We start from the raw sequence: 18,749 nt of genomic DNA, 5'->3' as shown, positions 1-18,749 counted from the left end.
GTGCACGGCTAGGGTCCAGAGTCAGGAGGTTCGATGAGACGAGCAGGCTGGGCAGCAATGCTGACGGTCGTGGCACTGAGCGCATCCGTCGGCTGCTCGTCCCCCGACAGCGACGGCCAGAGCCAGCCGTCGACCCGAGCCCAACTCGCCCACGTGCACGGGCTGGGAGTGGACCCGGCCGACGGGACCCTGTACGTCGGCAGCCATCACGGACTGTTCACGGTCCCCGTCGACGGCGACAGCATCGAGGGACCGGTCGCGGGCCTGATCCGCGACTTCATGGGGTTCACCATCATCGGCCCGGGCCACTTCCTGGGCAGCGGCCATCCGGGGCCCGGTGACGACGCACTCAACCCCCTCGGCCTGATCGAGTCCACCGACGGCGGCCAGACGTGGACCACCCGGTCACTGTCGGGCGAGGTCGACTTCCACGCCCTCACCTACCGGCACGGGACGGCGTACGGCGTGGACGCGATGAGCGGACAGCTGCTGGTCAGCACCGATCTCGTCGACTGGGAGGTTCGATCGACAGAACCGATGATCGACGTCGCGGTCAGCCCCGACGACGCCGACACCCTCCTGGCCACCACCCCCCGCGGCGTCCTGGCGAGCAGTGATGGTGGTCGCTCCTTCTCGGCTCTCGAACCGGCCCCGCAACTGCTGCTGCTGAGTTGGGCCGAGGACGGCACGCTCGTCGGCGTCGACCCCGGCGGCACCGTCTTCGTCCGGGCCCCCACCGACGCCGGCTTCACCCGAGTCGGTCAGTTGGCGGGGGCTCCGGAGGCGCTGTACGCCGTGGACGGCTCGACCGTGTACGCCGCTGCCCGCGGGGCACTGTGGCGCTCCACCGACGGCGGCGCGACCTTCCAGCCGCACCCGAGCTGACCGGCAGCCCGCTCAGTCGACGGGCCCGACGGCCTCCAGGAGCGCGGCCACCCGGATCCGCTCCTGCTCCAGGAACTCGCCGAACTCGTCCCCGGTCAGCCACGACTCCGACCATCCGTTGCGGGCCACCGCCTCCTGCCACGTCGAGGTGCGCCGGGCCCGCTCCAGCAACTCGACCAGGCGATCGCGCTGCTCCTCGCTAAGGCCGCCCGGCGCGAGCAGACCGCGCCAGTTCTCGAACTGCACGTCGACGCCGGCCTCGAGCAACGTTGGCGCGTCGACGCCAGGCACCCGGGCAGCCCCGGTCACGGCCAGCACCCGCAGCTCCCCGGCCTGGATCTGGGACAGGTGCTGGGCGGTGCCCGCCACCGCCACGTCGATCCGCCCGGCGACGAGTGAGGCCAGCATCTCGCCGCCGCCGTCGTGGGGCTGGTAGCTGAGCCGGCCCAGCGGCAGTCCCAGTCCGTCCGCCACCGCCAGCGCTGCCTGATGGTCCGGCCCGCCCGGGAAGGAGCCGCCCCCGAGGACGACCGCCTCCGGGTCGCTGCGCAACACGGTGAGCAGCTGCTCCACCGACTCGAACGGGGAGTCACGCGCCACCATCAACGCGTTGGGCTCGGTGAGCACCAGCGCGATCGGGGTGAGCGCCTCCAGATCGGCCGATCGTCCACCGGTGTGAGCGTTCGCGACCAGCCCGAGCCCCATCTGCAGCAGCAGGTTCGTCTCACCGTCCTCGAGGGCGATCCTGGTCACCGCGACCAGGCCCTCCTCACCGCTGAGGTTGGTGACCCTCGCCGCGGTGCCGTCGTCGATCAGCGCGGCCGCCACCACCCGGGCGGTCACGTCGTACCCACCTCCCGGCGGGTTGGGTACGACGATCCGCAGCGGCTCGCGGTCCTGTGCGGCGCACCCGGCCAGACTGCTGGCCACGAGCAATGCCGTGGCCAGCAGACGCCATCGGGGTGGGCGCATCCGGTCCGTCACCTCTCATCCGCGTCGCTGCTCGACCAACTCCACCACATCCTTGCCCCTGCGCCGGCGCACCGTGGCCAACACGGCCGGCAGCAGCGACAGCACCGCGAGGGCGAGCAGCGCGGCCGGGATCGGCTTGGTCGCGAAGACCGTCCAGTCGCCGCCGGAGATCTGCAGCGCCTGACGCAGCGAGCGTTCCATCAGGCCTCCCAGGATCAGGCCGAGGATCATCGGTGCGGCGGGGAATCCGTTGGCACGCATCGCGAACCCGATGACACCGAAGCCCAGCAACAGCCACAGGTCGAAGGTGGAGAAGCTGAGCCCGTAGACGCCGACCACACAGAAGACGACCACCAGCGGGATCAGCATCGCCCGCGGTGTCTTCAACACCTTGGCGAAGAGCGGGATCAGCGGCAGGTTCAGCAGCAACAGCACCAGGGTGCCGATGTACATGCTGGCCACCACGCCCCAGAACACCTCGGGCCGATCCGACAGCATCAGCGGTCCGGGCTGCACGTTCAGGACCAACAGCGCGCCCAGCAGGATCGCCGTCGTACCCGAACCAGGCACCCCCAGCGTCAGCAGCGGCACGAACGAACCCACACAGGCGGCGTTGTTGGCCGACTCCGGCGCGGCCACGCCCTTGATGTTGCCCTTCCCGAACGTGTCACCGTCGCGGGCGATCCGCTTCTCCATCGAGTACGACAGGAACGAGGCCACCGTGGCTCCGGCCCCGGGCAGCACGCCGACGAAGAAGCCGAGCACCGAGCCGCGCAGGGTTGGCGGCGCGATCGCGGTGACCTCCTTGCGGCTCAGCCGCAGCGAGGTGACCCGTCGGAACTCACTGCCCGCGCCGCGCCGGGCGATCATCACGAACACCTCGGCGAGTGCGAAGAGGCCCAGCGCCACGATCAGGAACTCGATCCCTTCGTAGAGCTCGGAGAGGCCGAACGTGAACCGCAGCGTCGCCGTCTGGCCGTCGATGCCGACCAGGGCGACGATCACCCCGAACACGGCGGCGATCAGACCCTTGGTCACGTTCTTGCCGGCCAGGGTGACCACGGCGGTCAGCCCCAGCACCATCAGGGCGAAGTACTCCGCGGGGCCGAAGCTGACCGCGATCCCGGACAGGCCGGGAGCGATCAGCATCAGTCCGACGATGCCGATGGTGCCACCCACGAAGGAGCTGATGGCCGCGATCGCCAACGCCTTGCCGGCCTCACCGTTGCGGGCCATCGGATAGCCGTCGAACGATGTCGCGACGGTGCCTGCCACTCCGGGTGCGTTCAGCAGGATCGAGGACGTGGAGCCACCGAAGATGGCGCCGTAGTAGACGCCGGCGAGCATGATGATGGCCGGGGTCGGGTCCATCCCGAAGGCGATCGGGATCATCAGCGCGATCGCGCTCATCGGCCCCAGACCGGGCAGGATGCCGATGATGGTGCCGACGAGCACACCGATCAGCACGAACAGCAGGTTCTCCGGCTGCAGGGCGACCCCGAAGCCGTAGAGCACGTGATCGAGAGTTTCCATCACTGCCTCCTCAGAAGGGCAACGGACCGGCGGGCAGGACCACGTCCAGGCCGACCGTCATGATCAGATAGAGGACCAGCGGCACGCTCACGCTCACCACGCCGGTGACCCAGTGGCGGTGGTAGCCGAGGTACCAGACCATGCCGGCCAGGAAGCCGGCGGTGGCCAGCACGAACCCCAGCGGCTCGAAGAGCGCCACGTAGGCGGCGATGGCGATCAGGAAGATCGCCACCTCCGCCCACGGGCGACCGGTGCGACCCAGCAGTGGCGACGCCTGGTCGGTCGGCTTGCTCCCCGGCACCTCCGCCGGTGCCTCTGCCGGCGCCTCCGCCTCCGATTCGGCGTCAGTGGTGAAGAACAACACCACCGCCAGCAGCAACAGCCCCACCCCGAGCCAACGGGGCACGGTCGCCGGCTGCACCGGCACGTTGACCGACACGAAGTCGGGGAGACCGGAGACGAGCACCAGGTACCCCACCGAGAAGGCCGCGATCACCACGGCCAGCACCCGGTTGGAGACCACGAAGGTGTTCATTACCGCAGCCCGACCTGGCTGAGGATGTCGGCGAACTCCTCGCGCTTCTCGTCGAGGAACGCACCGAAGTCAGCGCTGCCCAGGTAGTCGTCGACCCAGCCGAACTGCTCGACCGATGCCTGCCACTGCGACGTCTCCACCATCTCGGCGTACATGCCTTCGTAGTAGGCGACCTGCTCCGGGGTGAGGCCGGACGGGCCCATCACGCCGCGCCAGATGTCGAAGGTGAAGTCGATCCCCAACTGCTGCAGGGTGGGCACGTCGGGGAGGGTCTCCCGCGGTTCCGGCGACGACACCGCCAGCACCCGCACCTTGCCGCCGTCGATCAGGCCGGTGGTCTCCGCGACGCCGCTGACGGCCAGGTCCACATGTCCGCCGAGCAGGGCGGTGGTCGCCTCGCCGCCGCCGTCGAAGGCGACGTAGTTCAACTGGGCCGCGTCCACTCCGGCGGCGTGTGCGGCTCCGGCGAGGGCGACGTGGTCCATGCTGCCCGGCGCGGAGCCACCGGCCACGCTCAGCGACGTCGGGTCGTCGAGAAGGGCGTCGATGACCTGCTCGAAGCTGGTGAACGGCGAGTTCTCGGCGACCATGTAGACCATGGCGTCGGTGGCCAGCCGGGCGATCGGAGTGAAGTCGGTGTGGTCGTGGTCGGACTCCCCCGACAGCGGGACCAGCAGGATCGGCGGGCTGGTGACGAACAGCTTGTGCGGGTCGGCTGCGTTGTTGGCGATGTAGGCCCAACCGATCGCACCCCCGGCGCCGGGCTTGTTCACCACCCGCATCGGGCGGTCGATCAGGTCAGCCTCCTCGAGGACGCGGGCGGAGGTGCGGGCCAGGGTGTCCCAGCCGCCTCCGGTGTTGGCGGGGGCGATCATCTCGATCGCCTTGGTGGGCTGCCAGTCGGCGCCCTCGGCGGTGGCGGTCGTGTTGCAGGCCGAGGCGACCAGAGCGACAGCTCCGGCGAACGCTCCGGCGGTGAGGCGACGTGAGGTCGACATGGTGCTCTCCTTCTCGGTGGGCCAGCGCGGGATGTGATCCGCGGCTGTGAGGCGGGTCACAGGCAAACACGGGGGTCTGGGGGCTGGTAACCCTTGTGTGCGTTGTGCGAGCACTGGTCGTAGTGGACGTTGTGGAACTTGTGGTCGCCGGACCGCTCGCCGGGACGGCCGGGGCATGAGAACCTCGTTCGGTGCGTCGTCGGCTGACACTGGCGGGCCAGTTCCTGGCCCTGCAACTGGTCATCATCGTGGTGGTGCTTGTCGCCGTGATGGCCGTGCTGTTGGCCCAGGCGGAGGTCACCTTCCGACAGGTCGAGGGGGACCGGATGCGGGCGGTCGCCGAGACCGGGGCGTCGATGCAGGTGATCCGTGACGGGCTCGTCGACGCCGAGGCCCGGGCGATCCTGGCGCCCACGGCCGAGGGATTGCGCACCGTCTCTGGGGCCGAGCTGGTGCTGGTGCTGGACCTGACCGGGCGGGTGGTCGCCGGCCCGGAGCCGGAGTTCGTGGGCGAGCGGGTCGACCTGGCCGCCAGTCGGGTGCTCGAAGGGCGTGCGTGGATCGGCTCCTGGACGGTCCGGGATCGGCGGTACGTCGGCGCCCATGTCCCGGTGGTCTCAGCGGGCCGGGTGGTCGGCGCGGTGGCGGCCGCCCGAGAGCACCCCGATGTCAGCGACCGACTGGGCACCGCGGCCCCGGTGCTGCCCGTCTATCTGGGGGTGGCCGGCATCCTGGGAGCCCTCGGGTCGCTGCTGCTGGCCCGTCGGGTGAAGCGGCAGACCTTGGGGATGGAGCCGCGCGAGATCACCCGGCTGGTGGAGCACCGTGAGGCGATGCTGCATGGCATCCGGGAGGGCGTGATCGGCCTCGACACCCAACATCGGGTGACGTTGGTCAACGACGCGGCCAGCGACCTGCTCGGCATCGCCTCGACCGCCGTGGGACAGCCGCTGTCCGCCCTCGAGGTCGAGCCCCACGTGCAGGCGGTGCTGACCGGCGAGGACGGCGGATCCGGGGACCGGGTGGTGCCGATCGGCGACCGGGTGGTGATCCTGAACCGGATGCCGCTCATCCAGCGCGACCAGACCACCGGCTCGGTGACCACGATGCGTGACCGCACCGACCTGCTCCGGCTGCAGGACGAGCTCGACGTCTCCCGCACCACCACCGAGGCGCTGCGTGCTCAGGCCCATGAGTTCAGCAACCGGCTGCACGTGATCGGCGGCCTGTTGGAGCTGGAGGAACCCGAGGAGGCCCGGCGGTTCGTACGCCGGATCAGTGGCGCGCACGCCCAGTTGAGTGCGGACGTCGCCGCTCGGGTGGCCGATCCGGCCGCGGCTGCGCTGCTGATCGCCAAGGTGAGCCGGGCCCACGAGCAGGACACCACGCTGCGGGTCTCCTCCGACTCGGCGCTGCCGGCGCTGCCCGAGGGCCTGGCCACGGACCTGGTCACCGTGCTCGGCAACCTGATCGACAACGCCCTCGATGCGGTGCGCGCCTCGTCGGCGGAGCGCGTGATCGAGGTGGCCGCCCACTGCGCCGACGACACGGTGTCCGTCTCGGTCTCCGACTCCGGCCCGGGAGTGCCGGAGTCGCTGCGCGGCAAGATCTTCCAGGAGGGGTTCTCGACCAAGGAGAGTGCCCGCCCCGGCGGTCGCGGCGTGGGTCTCAACCTGGTCCGGGTGGTGTGCACCCGGCGCGGTGGTCGGGTCAGGATCGATCCGACGCCCCCGGACTCGCCCTGGGGGGCCACCTTCACCGCGGAACTACCGCTTCAGGAGCAGAGATGATCGATGTGCTGGTGGTCGACGACGACTTCATGGTCGCCCGGGTGCACCGGGGTCTGGTGGAGAAGATGCCGGGCTTCCGGGTGGTGGGCGAGGCACGGACCGGCGCCGAGGCGCTGCGGCTGATCGAGCATCTGCATCCCGACCTGGTGCTGTTGGACATCTACCTGCCCGACTTCACCGGCATCGAGGTGGTGCGACGGCTCCGCGCCAACACTGCGTCCCCCACCGACGTACTCATCATCACCGCGGCGCGGGAGGCCGAGACGGTGCGTGCGGCGCTGCGCGGCGGTGCCGTCAACTACATCGTCAAGCCGTTCGAGCCCGCGCTGTTGCGCGAACGCCTCGAGCAGTACGCCGCGCGCCATGCCGAGTTGGCGATGCTGGACGCCGGCGACCAGGTGGAGCTGGACCGGGCCTTCGGGGCGTCGACGGCCCGACCCGGGATGCCCAAGGGGTTGTCGGAGCAGACCGCTGAACTGGTCCGGCGAGCCCTGCTGGGGTCCGACGACCTGTCCGCCAGCGAGTGCGCGGAAGCGACCGGCATGTCCCGGGTCAGCGCGCGTCGCTATCTGGAGTACTTCGTGGACTCGGGGAAGGCTGAGGTCCGGCTCCGCTACGGCACCACCGGACGGCCGGAGCGGCGCTACCACTGGCTTCAGTGAGATTGCGCGTCCCCCCTCCATCTCTCCCTCTCCCTCCCTCTCCCCGCCAGTGCGACGTGCCCGCCGAGGTGGGGTTTGTGGCCCGCCGAAGTGGGGCTCGTGGCCCGCCGAGGTGGGGCTCGTGGCCCGCCGAAGTGGGGGTTGTGGCCCGCCGAACCACCTCAGGGAGTGCGAGCGGAGCGGAGCACGTCGACAACTCTGTCCACGTCGTCGTCGGAGTTGTAGAGGTGGAACGAGAGCCTGAGCCGGCCAGCGCGCTGACTGGCCGCGATACCAGCCTTGACCAATGCAGGACCGGTCTCGCCGGTCACCGCCAGGCTGAGGATGGCGCTGCCGGGGTCCGGCACGCCCAGAGCCTCCGCGGCGCGGCCGGCCAGGCCGGTGACGTGCCGGTGGATGGCATCGGTACCGACCTCGAGGAGCAGGTCGAGGCTCTCCGCCTGGCCGACCCAGGCGTGCCAGGCGGGTGACACATCGAAGCGGCGAGCGGAGGTCGCCAGCCGCAGCGGGGAGCCATAGATGCTGTCCCACGGGTCCTCTCCGGCGTACCAGCCTGCGAAGACCGGCGTGAACGCGTCGATGTGGTCGCCGCGCATCGACAAGAAGGCGGTCCCCCGAGGGCCGAGCAGGAACTTGTAGCCCCCGCAGACGGTGTAGTCGGCGCGCCCTGCATCCACAGGCAGCCAACCGGCTGCCTGGGTGACGTCCAGCAGCACCCGGGCGCCAACCCGATGCGCCGCGGTGACCACCGCATCAAGGTCGAGGAGGCGCCCGTCGGCCGACTGGACCAGCGCGGCGGCCACCAGCGTGGTGTCGGCGGAGACGTGCTCGGCCAGTTGCGCCAGCGGTGCCTCGCGGACCCGGAGTCCGCGCGCCCAGAACGGGAAGGTGACGCTGGTGAACTCACCGGTGGGCACCAGCACTTCGGCGTCGGCCGGCAAGCCGGAGGCGATCAGTCCGGTGAAGACGCTGACCTGGGGCCCGATCGCCACGTGCCCGACGTCGACGCCAACCAAGGCCGCGAAGGCGCGTCGGGACCGCTCCACCGCCACGTCGAACCCGTCGGCTGTGCTGGTGCCGTGCTGCCAGGCGTGGAGGGCATCGAGCCCGGCCTGGATGGTGCGTCGCGGCGGCAGACCCATCGTGGCGGTGTTGAGGTAGACGCCGGTCGGCTCGAACTCGGCGCGTGCGTCCTCGAGGGTACGGGTCACGACTCTCCTTCATCGGTCCGGCGGATCCGACCGCTCCCAGCGTAGGGCCACAACCCCCACCTCGCCCGGCCATAACCCCCACTTCGGCGGGCCACGAACCCCACCTCGCCCGGCCACAAGCCCCACTTCGACTGTGTGGAATCGATGGTCACGGGAGCCGGGGAGGTCCATCATGGGGAGAGGTAGATCGGACTCAGGCAAGGGTGGCGAGGCCATGGCTGTCGAGATCCGGGTGCACGGTGTCGGAGGCAGTACGCCGGAGAGCCTGCTGGACGACCCGCACCCCGTCTTCGTCTGGGGCGACCGGAACGCCGGCTTCTATCGGCGGCGAGACCCCGGCGAGCGTCCCGTGGAGGCCTACTCGTGGGGCGGCATCACCTCCCGCAGTTCGTGGCGGGTGCTCTGGCTGGTGCTGCTTCCGTTCGCGTTGGCGAACCTGGCCGGCTGGATGGTGTCACCGCGGGTGCGGGCCAAGCGGTCCGCGTTCCTGGCGCACCGGTTCCTGGTCCGGGTGATCTGCCTGGCGTTGACGATCAATCTGATCGTGCTGACCACGATGATCGTGGTGGACCTGTGGGCCTATCAGTGCGCCGGCCAGCGGTCCTGCGTGCAGGACCGATGGCTGCTCTCCTGGTGGGACCGTCCCTGGCTCGCCGACAATCCGGCCCAGCGGGTGGTGCTCGGAGCGGCGGTGGTGGCCGCGGTGATCAGCCTGTTCGGTTACCTGTCCTTCCGCACCCGGATCCGCTACGAGCAGGTCGCGCCGGTGGTCCCCGAGGGCCAGGAAGTGCCCGCTCACCTGAGCGCGGCGGTGCTGCCCGGCGGACTGCGGCACCCGGGCTTCTGGGACGGTGCCGCCACCCAGCGTCGGCTCGGCCGGCTGCACATCGGCGCCAGCCTCGCGGTGCTGGCATTGGTACTGGCCCTCTCGGTCATCCCGGACGGGCTCGGAACGACCCTCACCGTGGTCGCCGCCGCCGTCCTGGTCGCCGCACTGGTGCTGGTCGGTTTCGACGGGTACGGCGAGCGGGGCGCGGCACTGGTGATGTGGCTCGGAGCCGGGTGCCTGGCCGGAACTGCGGCGTACGCCTGGAGCCAACCGGCCACGGCGACGCTCTTCGGCCACCTGGCCGGAGTCCGGGCGATGGCCAACCTCAGCTATGCGCTGGTCTTCGTGCCGCTGTTGCTGCTGCTCGGACTGGTGCTGTGGGACGTGGCCGGCAGCCGGCAGTGGAACCCGGACCTGTCCCTGGCCGGCGGCCCGTTCACCGCGCTGGCCCTGGCCACCGCCTTGTTGAACTCGGTGATGCTCGGGCTGATGATCTGGGCCGGCCGTTGGATGGGCACCGTGGTCTGGGAGGCCGAGTCCGGCCTGGCCTGGCCGGGCGACGTCAGCACCCCGATGGCCATCTTCCCGGTGATCGGCAGGTCGGCGCCCTGGCTCACCCTGCTGCCGCTCGCGGTGCTGCTCACCTTCGTGCTGATCGAGTTGGCGCGCGGCGGGAAGGCTGTGCGCGCCGACCTGACCAGGATCGCGGAGGAGTACCGCGCCCAGGAGAAGGCCGAGCCGCCTGCCGATCCGCGCGTGGGCGTCTGGATGAAGTCGGCGCTCGCCGACCCGGCGCCCAAGCCACGCGGCCCGCTGGGCAGGGCGCTGAGGCGGGGCGACCGGCCGATCCCCTGGGTCAAGCAGGTGGCCTGGGGCCGCTTCCTGGCCCGCAGCACCACCCGGCTCGGCTGGCCATTGACGTTGATGGCGTTGGTGGGGACGTTGTTCGTGATGGTGGCCCAGTGGCTGGTCTGGGTGGTCGGCGAGCAGGTGCCGACGGCGCTGCTCAACCTCGGCATCAGCATCGCTGCCGCGCTGCCGGTGCTGGGCTTCCTGCTGCTGCGGATGGGGTGGCGAGACCCCCAGGCTCGGCGGTTGATGGGGATCCTGTGGGACGTCGGCACCTTCTGGCCGCGGTGCTTCCACCCGTTGGCGCCGCCGTCGTACGCCGAGAAGGCGGTGCCCGATCTGCAACGCCGGGTCCGCTGGCTGCACGACCACGACGAACCCGTACTGATCGCCGCGCACAGCCAGGGGACGCTGCTCGCGACCGCCGCCCTGGTGGAGGCCGAGTTCGCGCGGGCGCCGGCGCCAGCCGGTGACCGGGTGGTGCTGGCCACCTTCGGCAGCCCGCTGGTCAAGCTCTATCACTGGGCCTTCCCCGCCTACCTGACCCTCGACCTGTTGACCGGCCTCACCGACGGCCGGGCCAGGGTCCGGCAGTGGCGCAACTTCTACACCCGCACCGACTACATCGGTGGCCCGATGGGCATCGCGGAGGTCGACGAGGAGATCCCGGACCCGCCGACGAGCCGGTACGTCTACGGGCAGTCGGTGCCGGCGATGGGACGGCACACCGGCTACTGGCGGGACCAGCGGATGTGGCAGCGGATCGACGAGCTCGCCGGGATGCTCGACAGTGAGGCTAGGACCGCAGCCGACTCCCAGGCGGATCCGGCCGACGCCGGCGCCGGGCCACAACCCCCACCTCGGCCGGCCACGAACCCCACCTCGGCGGGCCACAAACCCCACTTCGCGAGGGGAAGCGAGTCACGTGGGTGAGGCTGCGGATTCGCTGAGTAGGAACTGGCCGGCCGTGTAGGTGGCCATCACCACGCCCTCCATCAGGGCCGGCGGATCGTGCACCAGGAACCGGCGGGCACTGAGGATCGAGTCGGAGGCGAGGAAGAGCAACGCGCCCGCGGCGGCACGCCGTCGGGTCCGGGCCGACACCGTCTCATCGAGCCGGGTGGCGGTGACCACCATCGAGGTCAGCACCAGCGAGTAGCCGGCCACCGGCATCGCCAGGCCCTCGCCGCGGGCTCGCCGGATCACCGCCGGCGCGGTCACCGCCCAGACGCCGGCCAGCGCCCGGGCCGGGCGCTCCTGCCAGGGCCCGGAGTCGTGGCGACGCAGCCCGGTGAAGCCCGAGATGTAGGCGAGGTGCCCGACGGCGAACGCGCCGGCACCGATCCGGAACCGGCCGCGGTCCTCGCTGAGCAGGGCCACGTCGCCGACCCAGCCGGCCGCCTGCGCGGCGAGCACCGGCGTACGCAGCGGCGAACCGGCCGGTGCGGTGACCAGCGACCCGGCCAGCAGCGGCATCAGCAACGGCTTGGTCACCATGCGGGCACGGTGCATCCGGGGTGACGCTGAGCCGGCGAGCAGCGCGTCGACGGCCGCAACGGCGACGTAGCCGGCCTTGAGTACGGCGGAGAGCCGAGGCATCTGACCTCCTGGTGAGCCGCTCACACTCTAGGCGCCCGAGGGCCACCGAGGTAGGTGAACGCCGAGGCTGCCCCTGTGGGGCCGGGGAGCCCAGGCCACTCCCGAGCGGCGGCCGGACCCTCCATGGGCGCCGGCACCGAATCCCATCGAAGGGGACCATCACCGGGGCAGAGTGTGCCGTGGTTCGGCCTCCCCCCGCGTGGCCGGACCACGGCAACGTGTCCACTCTGATGTCCAGCGGCACTCGAGCGCAATGGTTGCGGGGTCAACTTGAGCAAGTCTTGAGGTTCGGGCGTCATTCCTTGGTCGCGCGGTAGTACTCGAGCGCGCCGGGGTGCAGCGCCACGGGTTCGGTGAAGATCGCCTTGGTCCGGTCCAGGATGGCTGCGGCCGGCACCCGCTCGGCGATCTCGTCCTGGGCGGCGAACAAGGTCGCCACCTGGGCGTACGCGACCTCGTCGGGCACGTCCGCGCGCACCACCAGCACGTTCGGAACCGCAAGCGTCGGCACCGATTCGGTGCGTCCGTAGGTGCCCGCGGGGATGGTGCCGTGCCGGTAGCCGCTGCCGAACTCGGAGCGGACCTGGTCGACCAGGTCCTCCAGCGGCAGCATCCTGATGCCGAACTCCTCGGTGAGCTCCACCAGTGCCGGGGTGCGCAGTCCCCCGGACCAGAACAACGCGTCCACCTCACCGCTGCGCAGCGCCTCGATCGCCGCGTCCAGGGAGAGTTCGTGCACCTCCAGATCGGTCGCCGCCAGCTCGGCCGCATCCAGCAGCCGACCGGCGATCAGCGCCGTCCCGGAGTTCGGCGAACCCACCGAGACCGATCGTCCGCGCAGATCTTCGATCCTGCGCACCGGGCTGTCCTCCGCGACGACCAGGTGCAGGAAGTCGTCGTAGATGCGGGCCAGCGCCCGCAGCGGCAGTGCCTCGTCGAAGGCGCCCCTGCCGGCCACCGCGTCGATGGCGGCATCGGCGGCCGAGAAGGCCAGGTCCGCACGCCCGGACGCGAGGTTCTCCAGGTTCTCGATGGACCCCGCCGAGGGGAGCACGGTCACCGAGACGCCGGCCCGGCGCTCGATCACGGCGCCGAGCTCCTGGCCGTAGATGGCATAGATGCCGCTCGGGTTCCCGGTGGAGATCGCCAGACTGTCCGGACCGTCCTCGGGCCAGGCGTCCCCGACGACCCCCGTGCAGGAGGTGAGCAGGGCAACGGCCATCGCCCCGGCCAGGAGTCGAATCCTCATCGGCCCTCCCTCGGCACGGTCAGCACGACCCGGAGACCGCCGCCCTCGGGTAGGTCCAGGGCAAGTCCGCCGCCGCAGGCGTGCATCAGCTCCGAGGCGATGGCCAGCCCCAGCCCGGAGCCACGCACCGTGCGCTGGGACGGACTGCGCCAGAAGCGTTCGGTGACCGACTCGAGCTCGTCGACGGGGACGCCGGGGCCGTGGTCACGGACCGCGATCTCGACACGACCACCGACGCTGCCGACGGTGACCTGGACAGGCCGATCCACGGGGGAGAACTTGAGCGCGTTGTCGAGCACCGCATCCAAGGCACACTCCACGGCGGTGCTGTTGACCACGGCGGGGGTGCTCGCCGGGGCCGGCAGCCCCAACTCCAGGGCGCGGTCCGGGGCGAGGTGTCGCCAGCTCTCCACCCGATCCGCCACCAGGTCCGCGATCTGCACGGGCTTGGCGTCGATGGCCACCGACACGTCGTCGGCGAGCAGCAGCAATGCGTCGAGGATGTGCCGGAGCCGGACCACCTCGGCGCGTACGGCGGTGACCTCCTGGAGCCGGTCGGCCGGCGCCGTCAGCTCGAGCTCCTCCACCCGCAGGGTGAGCGCGGTCAAGGGATTGCGCAGCTCGTGCGAGGCGTTGTGCACGAACTCGCGCTGCTTGCGCATCAGATGTTCGACACGTTCGGCCATCTCGTTGAACTGGGTGGTCACCCCCCGCAACTCCGGAGGGCCGACGGATTCGGGGATCCGGGCCTTGAGTTGCCCGCGGCCGATCTGTGACATCGCCCGGTCCACCCGGCGTACCGGCCGCAGCACCCAGGTAGCGGTCCGGTCGGCCACGGTGAAGGCGGCCAGCACCAGCATCACTCCGAGGGTGATCATCAGGATCCAGTCGCGCCAGATCCCCCGGGACAGGTGCTCCACATCCGAGGCGGTGACTACGGCGCCGACCAGGTCGCCCCCGTCGAAGACCGGCTCGGCGATCACGATCCGGTTGAGCTGCCACGGCAGCACCGCCGGGTCGAGCTCGCCCCGCCGTCCCGACAACGCGACCGAGCGGGCGGCGACGCCGCCGACGTCCAGGCCGTTGCTGGCCCAGATCTCCCCGGAGGTGTCCAGCACCGCCGCTTCGATGCCGTACACCTGCAGGTAGCGATCCAGGTCGCCCGCGACCACGGTCGGGTCGTCGGCGCGCAGCGACTGGCGGGCGACGATGGCCAGATAGCTGGCGTCGCGCAGCCGGTCCACGAAGACGTGCTGCTGGTTCACCCGGGCCACGGTGATCGTGTAGGCGACACCGAGCAGGATCAGCAGCAGGAGACTGGGGACGAAGAGGATGAGCGCGAGCCGGGAGCGCATCTAGGGACCCGCCCCGTCGCTGGTGGCGATCCGGTAGCCGACACCGCGCACGGTGCGCACCACGTCCCGGTCGCCGAGCTTCGCGCGCATCGAGGCGACATGCACCTCGAGTGTGCGACCCAGCCCCTTCCAGTCCGAGCCCCACACCTCGAACAGGATCCGTTCCCGCGGCACCACCACGCCGGCCTGTCGGACCAGCAGCGCGAGTACGTCGAACTCCTTGCGGGTGAGCTCGATCAGGGACCCGTCACCGTCGGTGACCTGGCGGGTGGCCAGATCGACCCAAAGGCCGTCGACGTAGACCCGGCTCGCCTCGGCGGTGCCGCCGTCGCGGGCACTGCCACGGCGCAGCACCGCCTCGATCCTGGCCAGCACCTCCCGCAGGTCATAGGGCTTGGTGACGTAGTCGTCGGCGCCCAACTGCAGTCCGCGGACTCGGGAGTCGAGGTCGGTGCGGGCGGTGACCATGATCAGCGGCACTGCGGACACCTGCCTGATCCGGCGGCACACCTCGAACCCGTCCAGGTCCGGCAGGCCCAGGTCGAGGAGGACCGCGTCGGTGTGCTCGTCGAGCTCGGCCAGCGCCCGCTGCCCGTCGGGCGCCCAGACCACGTCGTACCCCTGCCTGCCGAGCACGGAGACGAGGGCGCTCGCCACGTGGTCGTCGTCCTCGACCACCAGGAGCCGGCGCAGCCGTACGCCGTCGGGCTCGGTCACACCTCACTCCTCCCGTTGGCCGTGCAGGTCCGAATGCGGATCCGCGGCCAACACTGCCACGAACTGCGGGTGAGGGCGCGGCTCACCCCCGCGACGCGCGAGCGCCAACGGCGTGTCGAGCGGTGACACGTCGATTCTGTGTCACCGTCAATCCAGTGGCCGCGTTTCTCGAGGGCCCTCTGCAAAGGAGCAGGTCATGCACACATTGAGTCAACGACTCGCCGCCGAATCGTTCGGCACCTTCTGGTTGGTCTTCGGCGGTTGTGGCACCGCGGTGCTCGCCGGCGAGCATGTCGGGTTCGTCGGCGTCGCCATCGCCTTCGGCCTCACCGTGCTGACGATGGCGTACGCCGTCGGGCACATCTCCGGCGGCCACTTCAACCCGGCCGTGACCGTCGGGCTGGCTGCGGCCAAGCGGTTCGCCTGGCGCGACGCACCGGGCTACATCGTTGCCCAGGTCGTGGGTGCGATCGTCGCCGCGGCGGCACTCTGGGTGGTCGCCTCCGGGGTATCGGGCTTCGCCGCCTCCGACGGGTTCGCCACCAACGGCTACGGCGATGCGTCTCCGGGGGGCTACTCGATGGTGGCCGTGCTGGTCGCCGAGGTGTTGCTCACCGCGTTCTTCCTGATCATCATCATCGGCGCCACCTCGGCCCGGGCACCGAAGGGATTCGCACCGATCGCGATCGGGCTCGGTCTGACGTTGATCCACCTGATCTCGATCCCGGTCAGCAATACGTCGGTCAACCCGGCTCGCTCGATCGGCCCGGCGCTGTTCGCCGGCGGGGATGCGGTGACGCAGCTCTGGCTGTTCATCGCCGCACCATTGGTCGGCGCGGCGATCGCCGGTGTCGCCTTCTCCGGGTTGTTCGGCAAGGAGCCGGTCGACGCCTGACCGACTGAACCACTGAGTCTGGGCCCGCCTCGCCCAAATCGTTCGCCGGTCGGGGTGGGTCCGGGCTAGGGTCCGCCGCATGCGCAGCGGCGGTCTCTCCATCCTGTTGGCGGCCGTCCTCTGGGGGACCACCGGGACCGCGCAGACCCTGATGCTGGACCCGTCCGCCCCGCTCTCGGCCGAACCCGTCTCAGCCAGCCCCTTCTCGGTCGGTGCGGCCCGGATCGTGATCGGCGGCCTGTTGTTGCTGCTGGTCGCCGGTCTGTTCCGAGGCCCGGGCACCACCCGGCTGCTCGCCCGTGGCCGCGGCCGGGTCAGGGTGCTGCTCGCCGTGGGTGCTGTCAGCGTGGTCGTCTATCAATTGGCGTTCTTCGTGGCGGTGGCGACCACCGGGGTCGCCGTGGGCACCGTGGTCACCATCGGCAGCGGCCCGGCCTTCGCCGGCCTGATGGCGGCCGCCCTCGGCCAGCGGCCCTCAGGCCGCTGGCTGGTCGCCACCGTCGGTGCGGTGCTGGGCTGCCTGGCCCTGGTCAGCGGCGGCGAGGCTGCCGGCGTCGACCCGTCCGGGGTCGCGCTGGCGCTGCTGTCCGGGCTCGGGTACGCGTCGTACGCCACGATCGCCGGGCATCTGATCCGCAGCGGCGAGGACGACGCGTCGGTGATCGCGGTCCTCTTCGGCGGCGCCGGGCTGCTGCTGCTGCCCGTGTTGCTGCTGGGTACGCCGGGTTGGCTGCTGACCCCGACGGGTATGGCGGTGGCGCTGTATCTGGGCGTGGTGACCACCACGGTCGGCTACCTGCTCTATGCCCGCGGGCTGCGCAGCACCTCTGTGCCGACCGCCACCACGGTCACGATGGCCGAACCGGTGGTGGCCGCCCTGCTCGGCCTCGCGCTTCTCGGCGAACGGCTCGCCGCTCTGCCGATGGCCGGGCTGCTCATCATCGGCGGGAGTCTGGTGCTGCTGATCCCCCGTCGCCGCGCTGTCGTCGGGCACCGCTGAGCGTCGCTACGCTGAGGCAGGCACCCACCAGGAGGTCTCGATGCCACTGTCCTCGATCGCGGAGCTCGCCGGTGGCCTCGGCCTGTTCCTGCTGGGGATGCTGATGCTCACCGACGGACTTCGGCTGGCCGCTGGCGGGGTGCTCCGCGACATCCTGCGCCGGTTCACCCGGACGCCGCTGCGCGGGCTGGGCTCGGGTGCGCTGGTGACTGCCGCGGTGCAGAGTTCGTCGGCGGTGACGGTGATGCTGATCGGCTTCATCAACGCGGGCCTGCTCACCTTCTCCCAGTCCCTGTGGGTGATCTTCGGCGCCAACCTGGGCACCAGCATGACCGGATGGCTGGTCGCGATCGTCGGGTTCAAGCTCCAGATCGAGACGTTCGCGCTGCCCCTGGTGGCGCTGGGAATGGTGCTCCGCCTGTCCGGAGCCCGCACTCGTCGCGGCGGGCTCGGCACCGCGATCGCCGGCTTCGGGGTGCTCTTCGTCGGCCTCAGCCTGCTGCAGGGTGGCTTCGCCGAGACCGCGACCCGGGTGACCCTGCCGACCGGCGGCGGCCTCCTCACCGTGGGGTGGCTGCTGTTGATCGGGTTCGGTCTGACCGTGGCGATGCAGTCCTCCAGCGCGGCCCTGGCGATCGCGCTCACCGCGGCCCACACCGGGGTGGTGGACGTGCAGGGAGCCGCAGTGGTGGTGATCGGCGTCAATGTCGGCACCACGGCCACCGCCGTACTCGCCTCGATCGGGGCGACCAGCAACGCCAAGCGCACCGCCGGCGCCCATATCGGCTTCAACCTGGTCACCGGCGCCGCGGCCCTGCTGCTGCTGCCGGTGCTCCTGCCGGCTCTGCTGCGCCTGCAGGACGGCGTGTTCGCCGATGACTCCCCGGCCGTGTCTCTGGCGCTCTTCCACACCGCCTTCAATCTGCTCGGGGTGCTGCTGATGGTCCCGTTGGCGGGCGCGATGGGCCGGTTCCTGGAGCGGCGGTTCACCCGTGGCGAGGAGCAGCCCACCCGGCCGCAGCACCTGGACGACACCGTGGCCGAGGTGCCGGAACTGGCCGTCGCCGCTCTGGTGCGGGAGGTCTCCGCGGTGGGTGCCGCCACCATCGATGCCGCCTGCAGCGCCCTGCACGGACGACTGAGCGCGACCGAAGCCGCCCGGCTGGGTCAACAGGTCACCGACATCGGCACCGGGGTGAACGACTTCGTGGTCAGGATGAACCGGGAGGGTCTGGCCGAGGACACCTCGGTGCAACTCGCCTCAGTGCTGCGGGCCAAACGCAGCTACGAGACGATCGCGTTGCAGATCGACGATCTGGTGCCGTGGCCGGCCGGTCTCTCCGAGGCGGAGCCGTACGTCGGCGCGGCGGTCACGTTGCTGCGGAGCACGCACCCCGAGGCGGCGGACGAGGGGGATCCCGCCAGCCCCACCCTCGCCCACACCGACGTGCTCTACCGCGAGTTGCGCGCGCGACTGCTGGTCGACGGGGCCCGCGGGGCTGTTGACGTCGCCGAGATGGAGCGGATGCTCAACGTGGCCAGCAGCACCCGCCGGATCCTGAAGAAGGCCACCGAGGCTGCGCTGCTGCTGAGCGCGCCCGGCACCGTGCTCGGCCCTGAGGGTGAGGAACCGGCCACCGCGATGGTGGCCGAGTGAACCGGCCGGATCG

The 18,749-nt window shown here is 70.9% G+C and carries 16 protein-coding genes; 7 read left to right on the top strand and 9 right to left on the bottom strand.

Annotation, left to right across the window (positions count from 1 at the left end):
* Positions 1-33 precede the first annotated feature (33 nt).
* Positions 34-885 (top strand): F510_1955 family glycosylhydrolase, encoded by an 852-nt coding sequence (locus tag JKG67_RS13105; RefSeq protein ID WP_203337764.1) that lies wholly within the window; start codon positions 34-36, stop codon positions 883-885.
* A gap of 12 nt (positions 886-897) precedes the next feature.
* On the opposite strand, the gene JKG67_RS13100 is transcribed toward JKG67_RS13105, so the two are convergent.
* The 4 genes from JKG67_RS13100 to JKG67_RS13085 are packed head-to-tail and all read right to left on the bottom strand — an operon-like array spanning position 898 to position 4,923.
* Positions 898-1,857: a Bug family tripartite tricarboxylate transporter substrate binding protein gene (locus JKG67_RS13100; RefSeq protein ID WP_203337763.1), complete on the bottom strand. Its 960-nt coding sequence runs from the start codon at positions 1,855-1,857 to the stop codon at positions 898-900.
* Between the two features lie 15 nt (positions 1,858-1,872).
* Positions 1,873-3,390 (bottom strand): tripartite tricarboxylate transporter permease, encoded by a 1,518-nt coding sequence (locus tag JKG67_RS13095; protein ID WP_203337762.1) that lies wholly within the window; start codon positions 3,388-3,390, stop codon positions 1,873-1,875.
* 10 nt (positions 3,391-3,400) lie between these two features.
* Positions 3,401-3,925 carry a tripartite tricarboxylate transporter TctB family protein gene (locus JKG67_RS13090; protein WP_203337761.1) on the bottom strand — a complete coding sequence of 175 codons (525 nt, stop codon included), beginning with the start codon at positions 3,923-3,925 and terminating at the stop codon, positions 3,401-3,403.
* The gene (locus tag JKG67_RS13085; RefSeq protein WP_203337760.1) at positions 3,925-4,923 is read right to left on the bottom strand and encodes a Bug family tripartite tricarboxylate transporter substrate binding protein; all 999 of its coding nucleotides are present in this window, start codon (positions 4,921-4,923) and stop codon (positions 3,925-3,927) included. The genes JKG67_RS13090 and JKG67_RS13085 overlap by 1 nt, the downstream gene beginning before the upstream one ends.
* Before the next feature lie 191 nt (positions 4,924-5,114).
* On the opposite strand from JKG67_RS13085, the gene JKG67_RS13080 reads away from it, so the two are divergent.
* Both JKG67_RS13080 and JKG67_RS13075 read left to right on the top strand, forming a co-directional pair.
* Positions 5,115-6,713, top strand: coding sequence for a sensor histidine kinase (locus JKG67_RS13080; protein WP_203337759.1), 1,599 nt, complete (start codon positions 5,115-5,117; stop codon positions 6,711-6,713).
* On the top strand, positions 6,710-7,375 hold the full coding sequence (locus JKG67_RS13075; RefSeq protein WP_203337758.1) for a response regulator: 666 nt from the start codon (positions 6,710-6,712) through the stop codon (positions 7,373-7,375). The genes JKG67_RS13080 and JKG67_RS13075 overlap by 4 nt, the downstream gene beginning before the upstream one ends.
* A 161-nt stretch (positions 7,376-7,536) precedes the next feature.
* Here JKG67_RS13075 and JKG67_RS13070 read toward each other — a convergent pair whose 3' ends face one another.
* Positions 7,537-8,586 carry an aminotransferase class V-fold PLP-dependent enzyme gene (locus JKG67_RS13070; protein ID WP_307816557.1) on the bottom strand — a complete coding sequence of 350 codons (1,050 nt, stop codon included), beginning with the start codon at positions 8,584-8,586 and terminating at the stop codon, positions 7,537-7,539.
* A gap of 214 nt (positions 8,587-8,800) precedes the next feature.
* On the opposite strand from JKG67_RS13070, the gene JKG67_RS13065 reads away from it, so the two are divergent.
* Positions 8,801-11,197, top strand: coding sequence for a hypothetical protein (locus tag JKG67_RS13065; protein WP_203337757.1), 2,397 nt, complete (start codon positions 8,801-8,803; stop codon positions 11,195-11,197).
* On the opposite strand, the gene JKG67_RS13060 is transcribed toward JKG67_RS13065, so the two are convergent.
* The 4 genes from JKG67_RS13060 to JKG67_RS13045 all read right to left on the bottom strand — a co-directional run bounded on the left by JKG67_RS13060 (position 11,186) and on the right by JKG67_RS13045 (position 15,184).
* On the bottom strand, positions 11,186-11,863 hold the full coding sequence (locus tag JKG67_RS13060; protein ID WP_203337756.1) for a lysoplasmalogenase: 678 nt from the start codon (positions 11,861-11,863) through the stop codon (positions 11,186-11,188). The genes JKG67_RS13065 and JKG67_RS13060 overlap by 12 nt on opposite strands.
* Positions 11,864-12,158: 295 nt before the next feature.
* Positions 12,159-13,112 (bottom strand): TAXI family TRAP transporter solute-binding subunit, encoded by a 954-nt coding sequence (locus tag JKG67_RS13055; protein ID WP_203337755.1) that lies wholly within the window; start codon positions 13,110-13,112, stop codon positions 12,159-12,161.
* Positions 13,109-14,467: a sensor histidine kinase gene (locus tag JKG67_RS13050; protein WP_203337754.1), complete on the bottom strand. Its 1,359-nt coding sequence runs from the start codon at positions 14,465-14,467 to the stop codon at positions 13,109-13,111. Before JKG67_RS13050 ends, JKG67_RS13055 begins: the two co-directional genes overlap by 4 nt.
* The gene (locus JKG67_RS13045; protein WP_307816556.1) at positions 14,468-15,184 is read right to left on the bottom strand and encodes a response regulator transcription factor; all 717 of its coding nucleotides are present in this window, start codon (positions 15,182-15,184) and stop codon (positions 14,468-14,470) included.
* A 196-nt stretch (positions 15,185-15,380) separates the two neighbouring features.
* Here JKG67_RS13045 and aqpZ point away from each other — a divergent pair, with 196 nt between their 5' ends.
* The 3 genes from aqpZ to JKG67_RS13030 all read left to right on the top strand — a co-directional run bounded on the left by aqpZ (position 15,381) and on the right by JKG67_RS13030 (position 18,736).
* Positions 15,381-16,079 carry an aquaporin Z gene (gene aqpZ / locus JKG67_RS13040; protein WP_203337753.1) on the top strand — a complete coding sequence of 233 codons (699 nt, stop codon included), beginning with the start codon at positions 15,381-15,383 and terminating at the stop codon, positions 16,077-16,079.
* Between the two features lie 79 nt (positions 16,080-16,158).
* Positions 16,159-17,079, top strand: a complete 921-nt coding sequence (locus JKG67_RS13035; RefSeq protein ID WP_203337752.1) for a DMT family transporter — start codon at positions 16,159-16,161, stop codon at positions 17,077-17,079.
* A gap of 40 nt (positions 17,080-17,119) precedes the next feature.
* A complete protein-coding gene (locus JKG67_RS13030) occupies positions 17,120-18,736 on the top strand; it encodes a Na/Pi cotransporter family protein (protein ID WP_203337751.1) in 1,617 nt (538 codons plus the stop codon).
* Positions 18,737-18,749 lie beyond the last annotated feature (13 nt).

The organism is Nocardioides limicola, assembly GCF_016827675.1.
Classification (GTDB): Bacteria; Actinomycetota; Actinomycetes; order Propionibacteriales; family Nocardioidaceae; genus Nocardioides; species Nocardioides limicola.
Note: the sequence above shows the minus strand (reverse complement) of the source record. Positions and strands in the feature narration are given on the sequence as shown.

Bases quoted from the DNA above. Each gene is read 5' to 3' on its own strand.
- JKG67_RS13105 (WP_203337764.1), top strand. From the start codon at position 34: ATGAGACGAGCAGGCTGGGCAGCAATGCTGACGGTCGTGGCACTGAGC.
- JKG67_RS13100 (WP_203337763.1), bottom strand. From the start codon at position 1,857: ATGCGCCCACCCCGATGGCGTCTGCTGGCCACGGCATTGCTCGTGGCC.
- JKG67_RS13095 (WP_203337762.1), bottom strand. From the start codon at position 3,390: ATGGAAACTCTCGATCACGTGCTCTACGGCTTCGGGGTCGCCCTGCAG.
- JKG67_RS13090 (WP_203337761.1), bottom strand. From the start codon at position 3,925: ATGAACACCTTCGTGGTCTCCAACCGGGTGCTGGCCGTGGTGATCGCG.
- JKG67_RS13085 (WP_203337760.1), bottom strand. From the start codon at position 4,923: ATGTCGACCTCACGTCGCCTCACCGCCGGAGCGTTCGCCGGAGCTGTC.
- JKG67_RS13075 (WP_203337758.1), top strand. From the start codon at position 6,710: ATGATCGATGTGCTGGTGGTCGACGACGACTTCATGGTCGCCCGGGTG.
- JKG67_RS13065 (WP_203337757.1), top strand. From the start codon at position 8,801: ATGGCTGTCGAGATCCGGGTGCACGGTGTCGGAGGCAGTACGCCGGAG.
- JKG67_RS13060 (WP_203337756.1), bottom strand. From the start codon at position 11,863: ATGCCTCGGCTCTCCGCCGTACTCAAGGCCGGCTACGTCGCCGTTGCG.
- JKG67_RS13055 (WP_203337755.1), bottom strand. From the start codon at position 13,112: ATGAGGATTCGACTCCTGGCCGGGGCGATGGCCGTTGCCCTGCTCACC.
- JKG67_RS13050 (WP_203337754.1), bottom strand. From the start codon at position 14,467: ATGCGCTCCCGGCTCGCGCTCATCCTCTTCGTCCCCAGTCTCCTGCTG.
- aqpZ (WP_203337753.1), top strand. From the start codon at position 15,381: ATGCACACATTGAGTCAACGACTCGCCGCCGAATCGTTCGGCACCTTC.
- JKG67_RS13035 (WP_203337752.1), top strand. From the start codon at position 16,159: ATGCGCAGCGGCGGTCTCTCCATCCTGTTGGCGGCCGTCCTCTGGGGG.
- JKG67_RS13030 (WP_203337751.1), top strand. From the start codon at position 17,120: ATGCCACTGTCCTCGATCGCGGAGCTCGCCGGTGGCCTCGGCCTGTTC.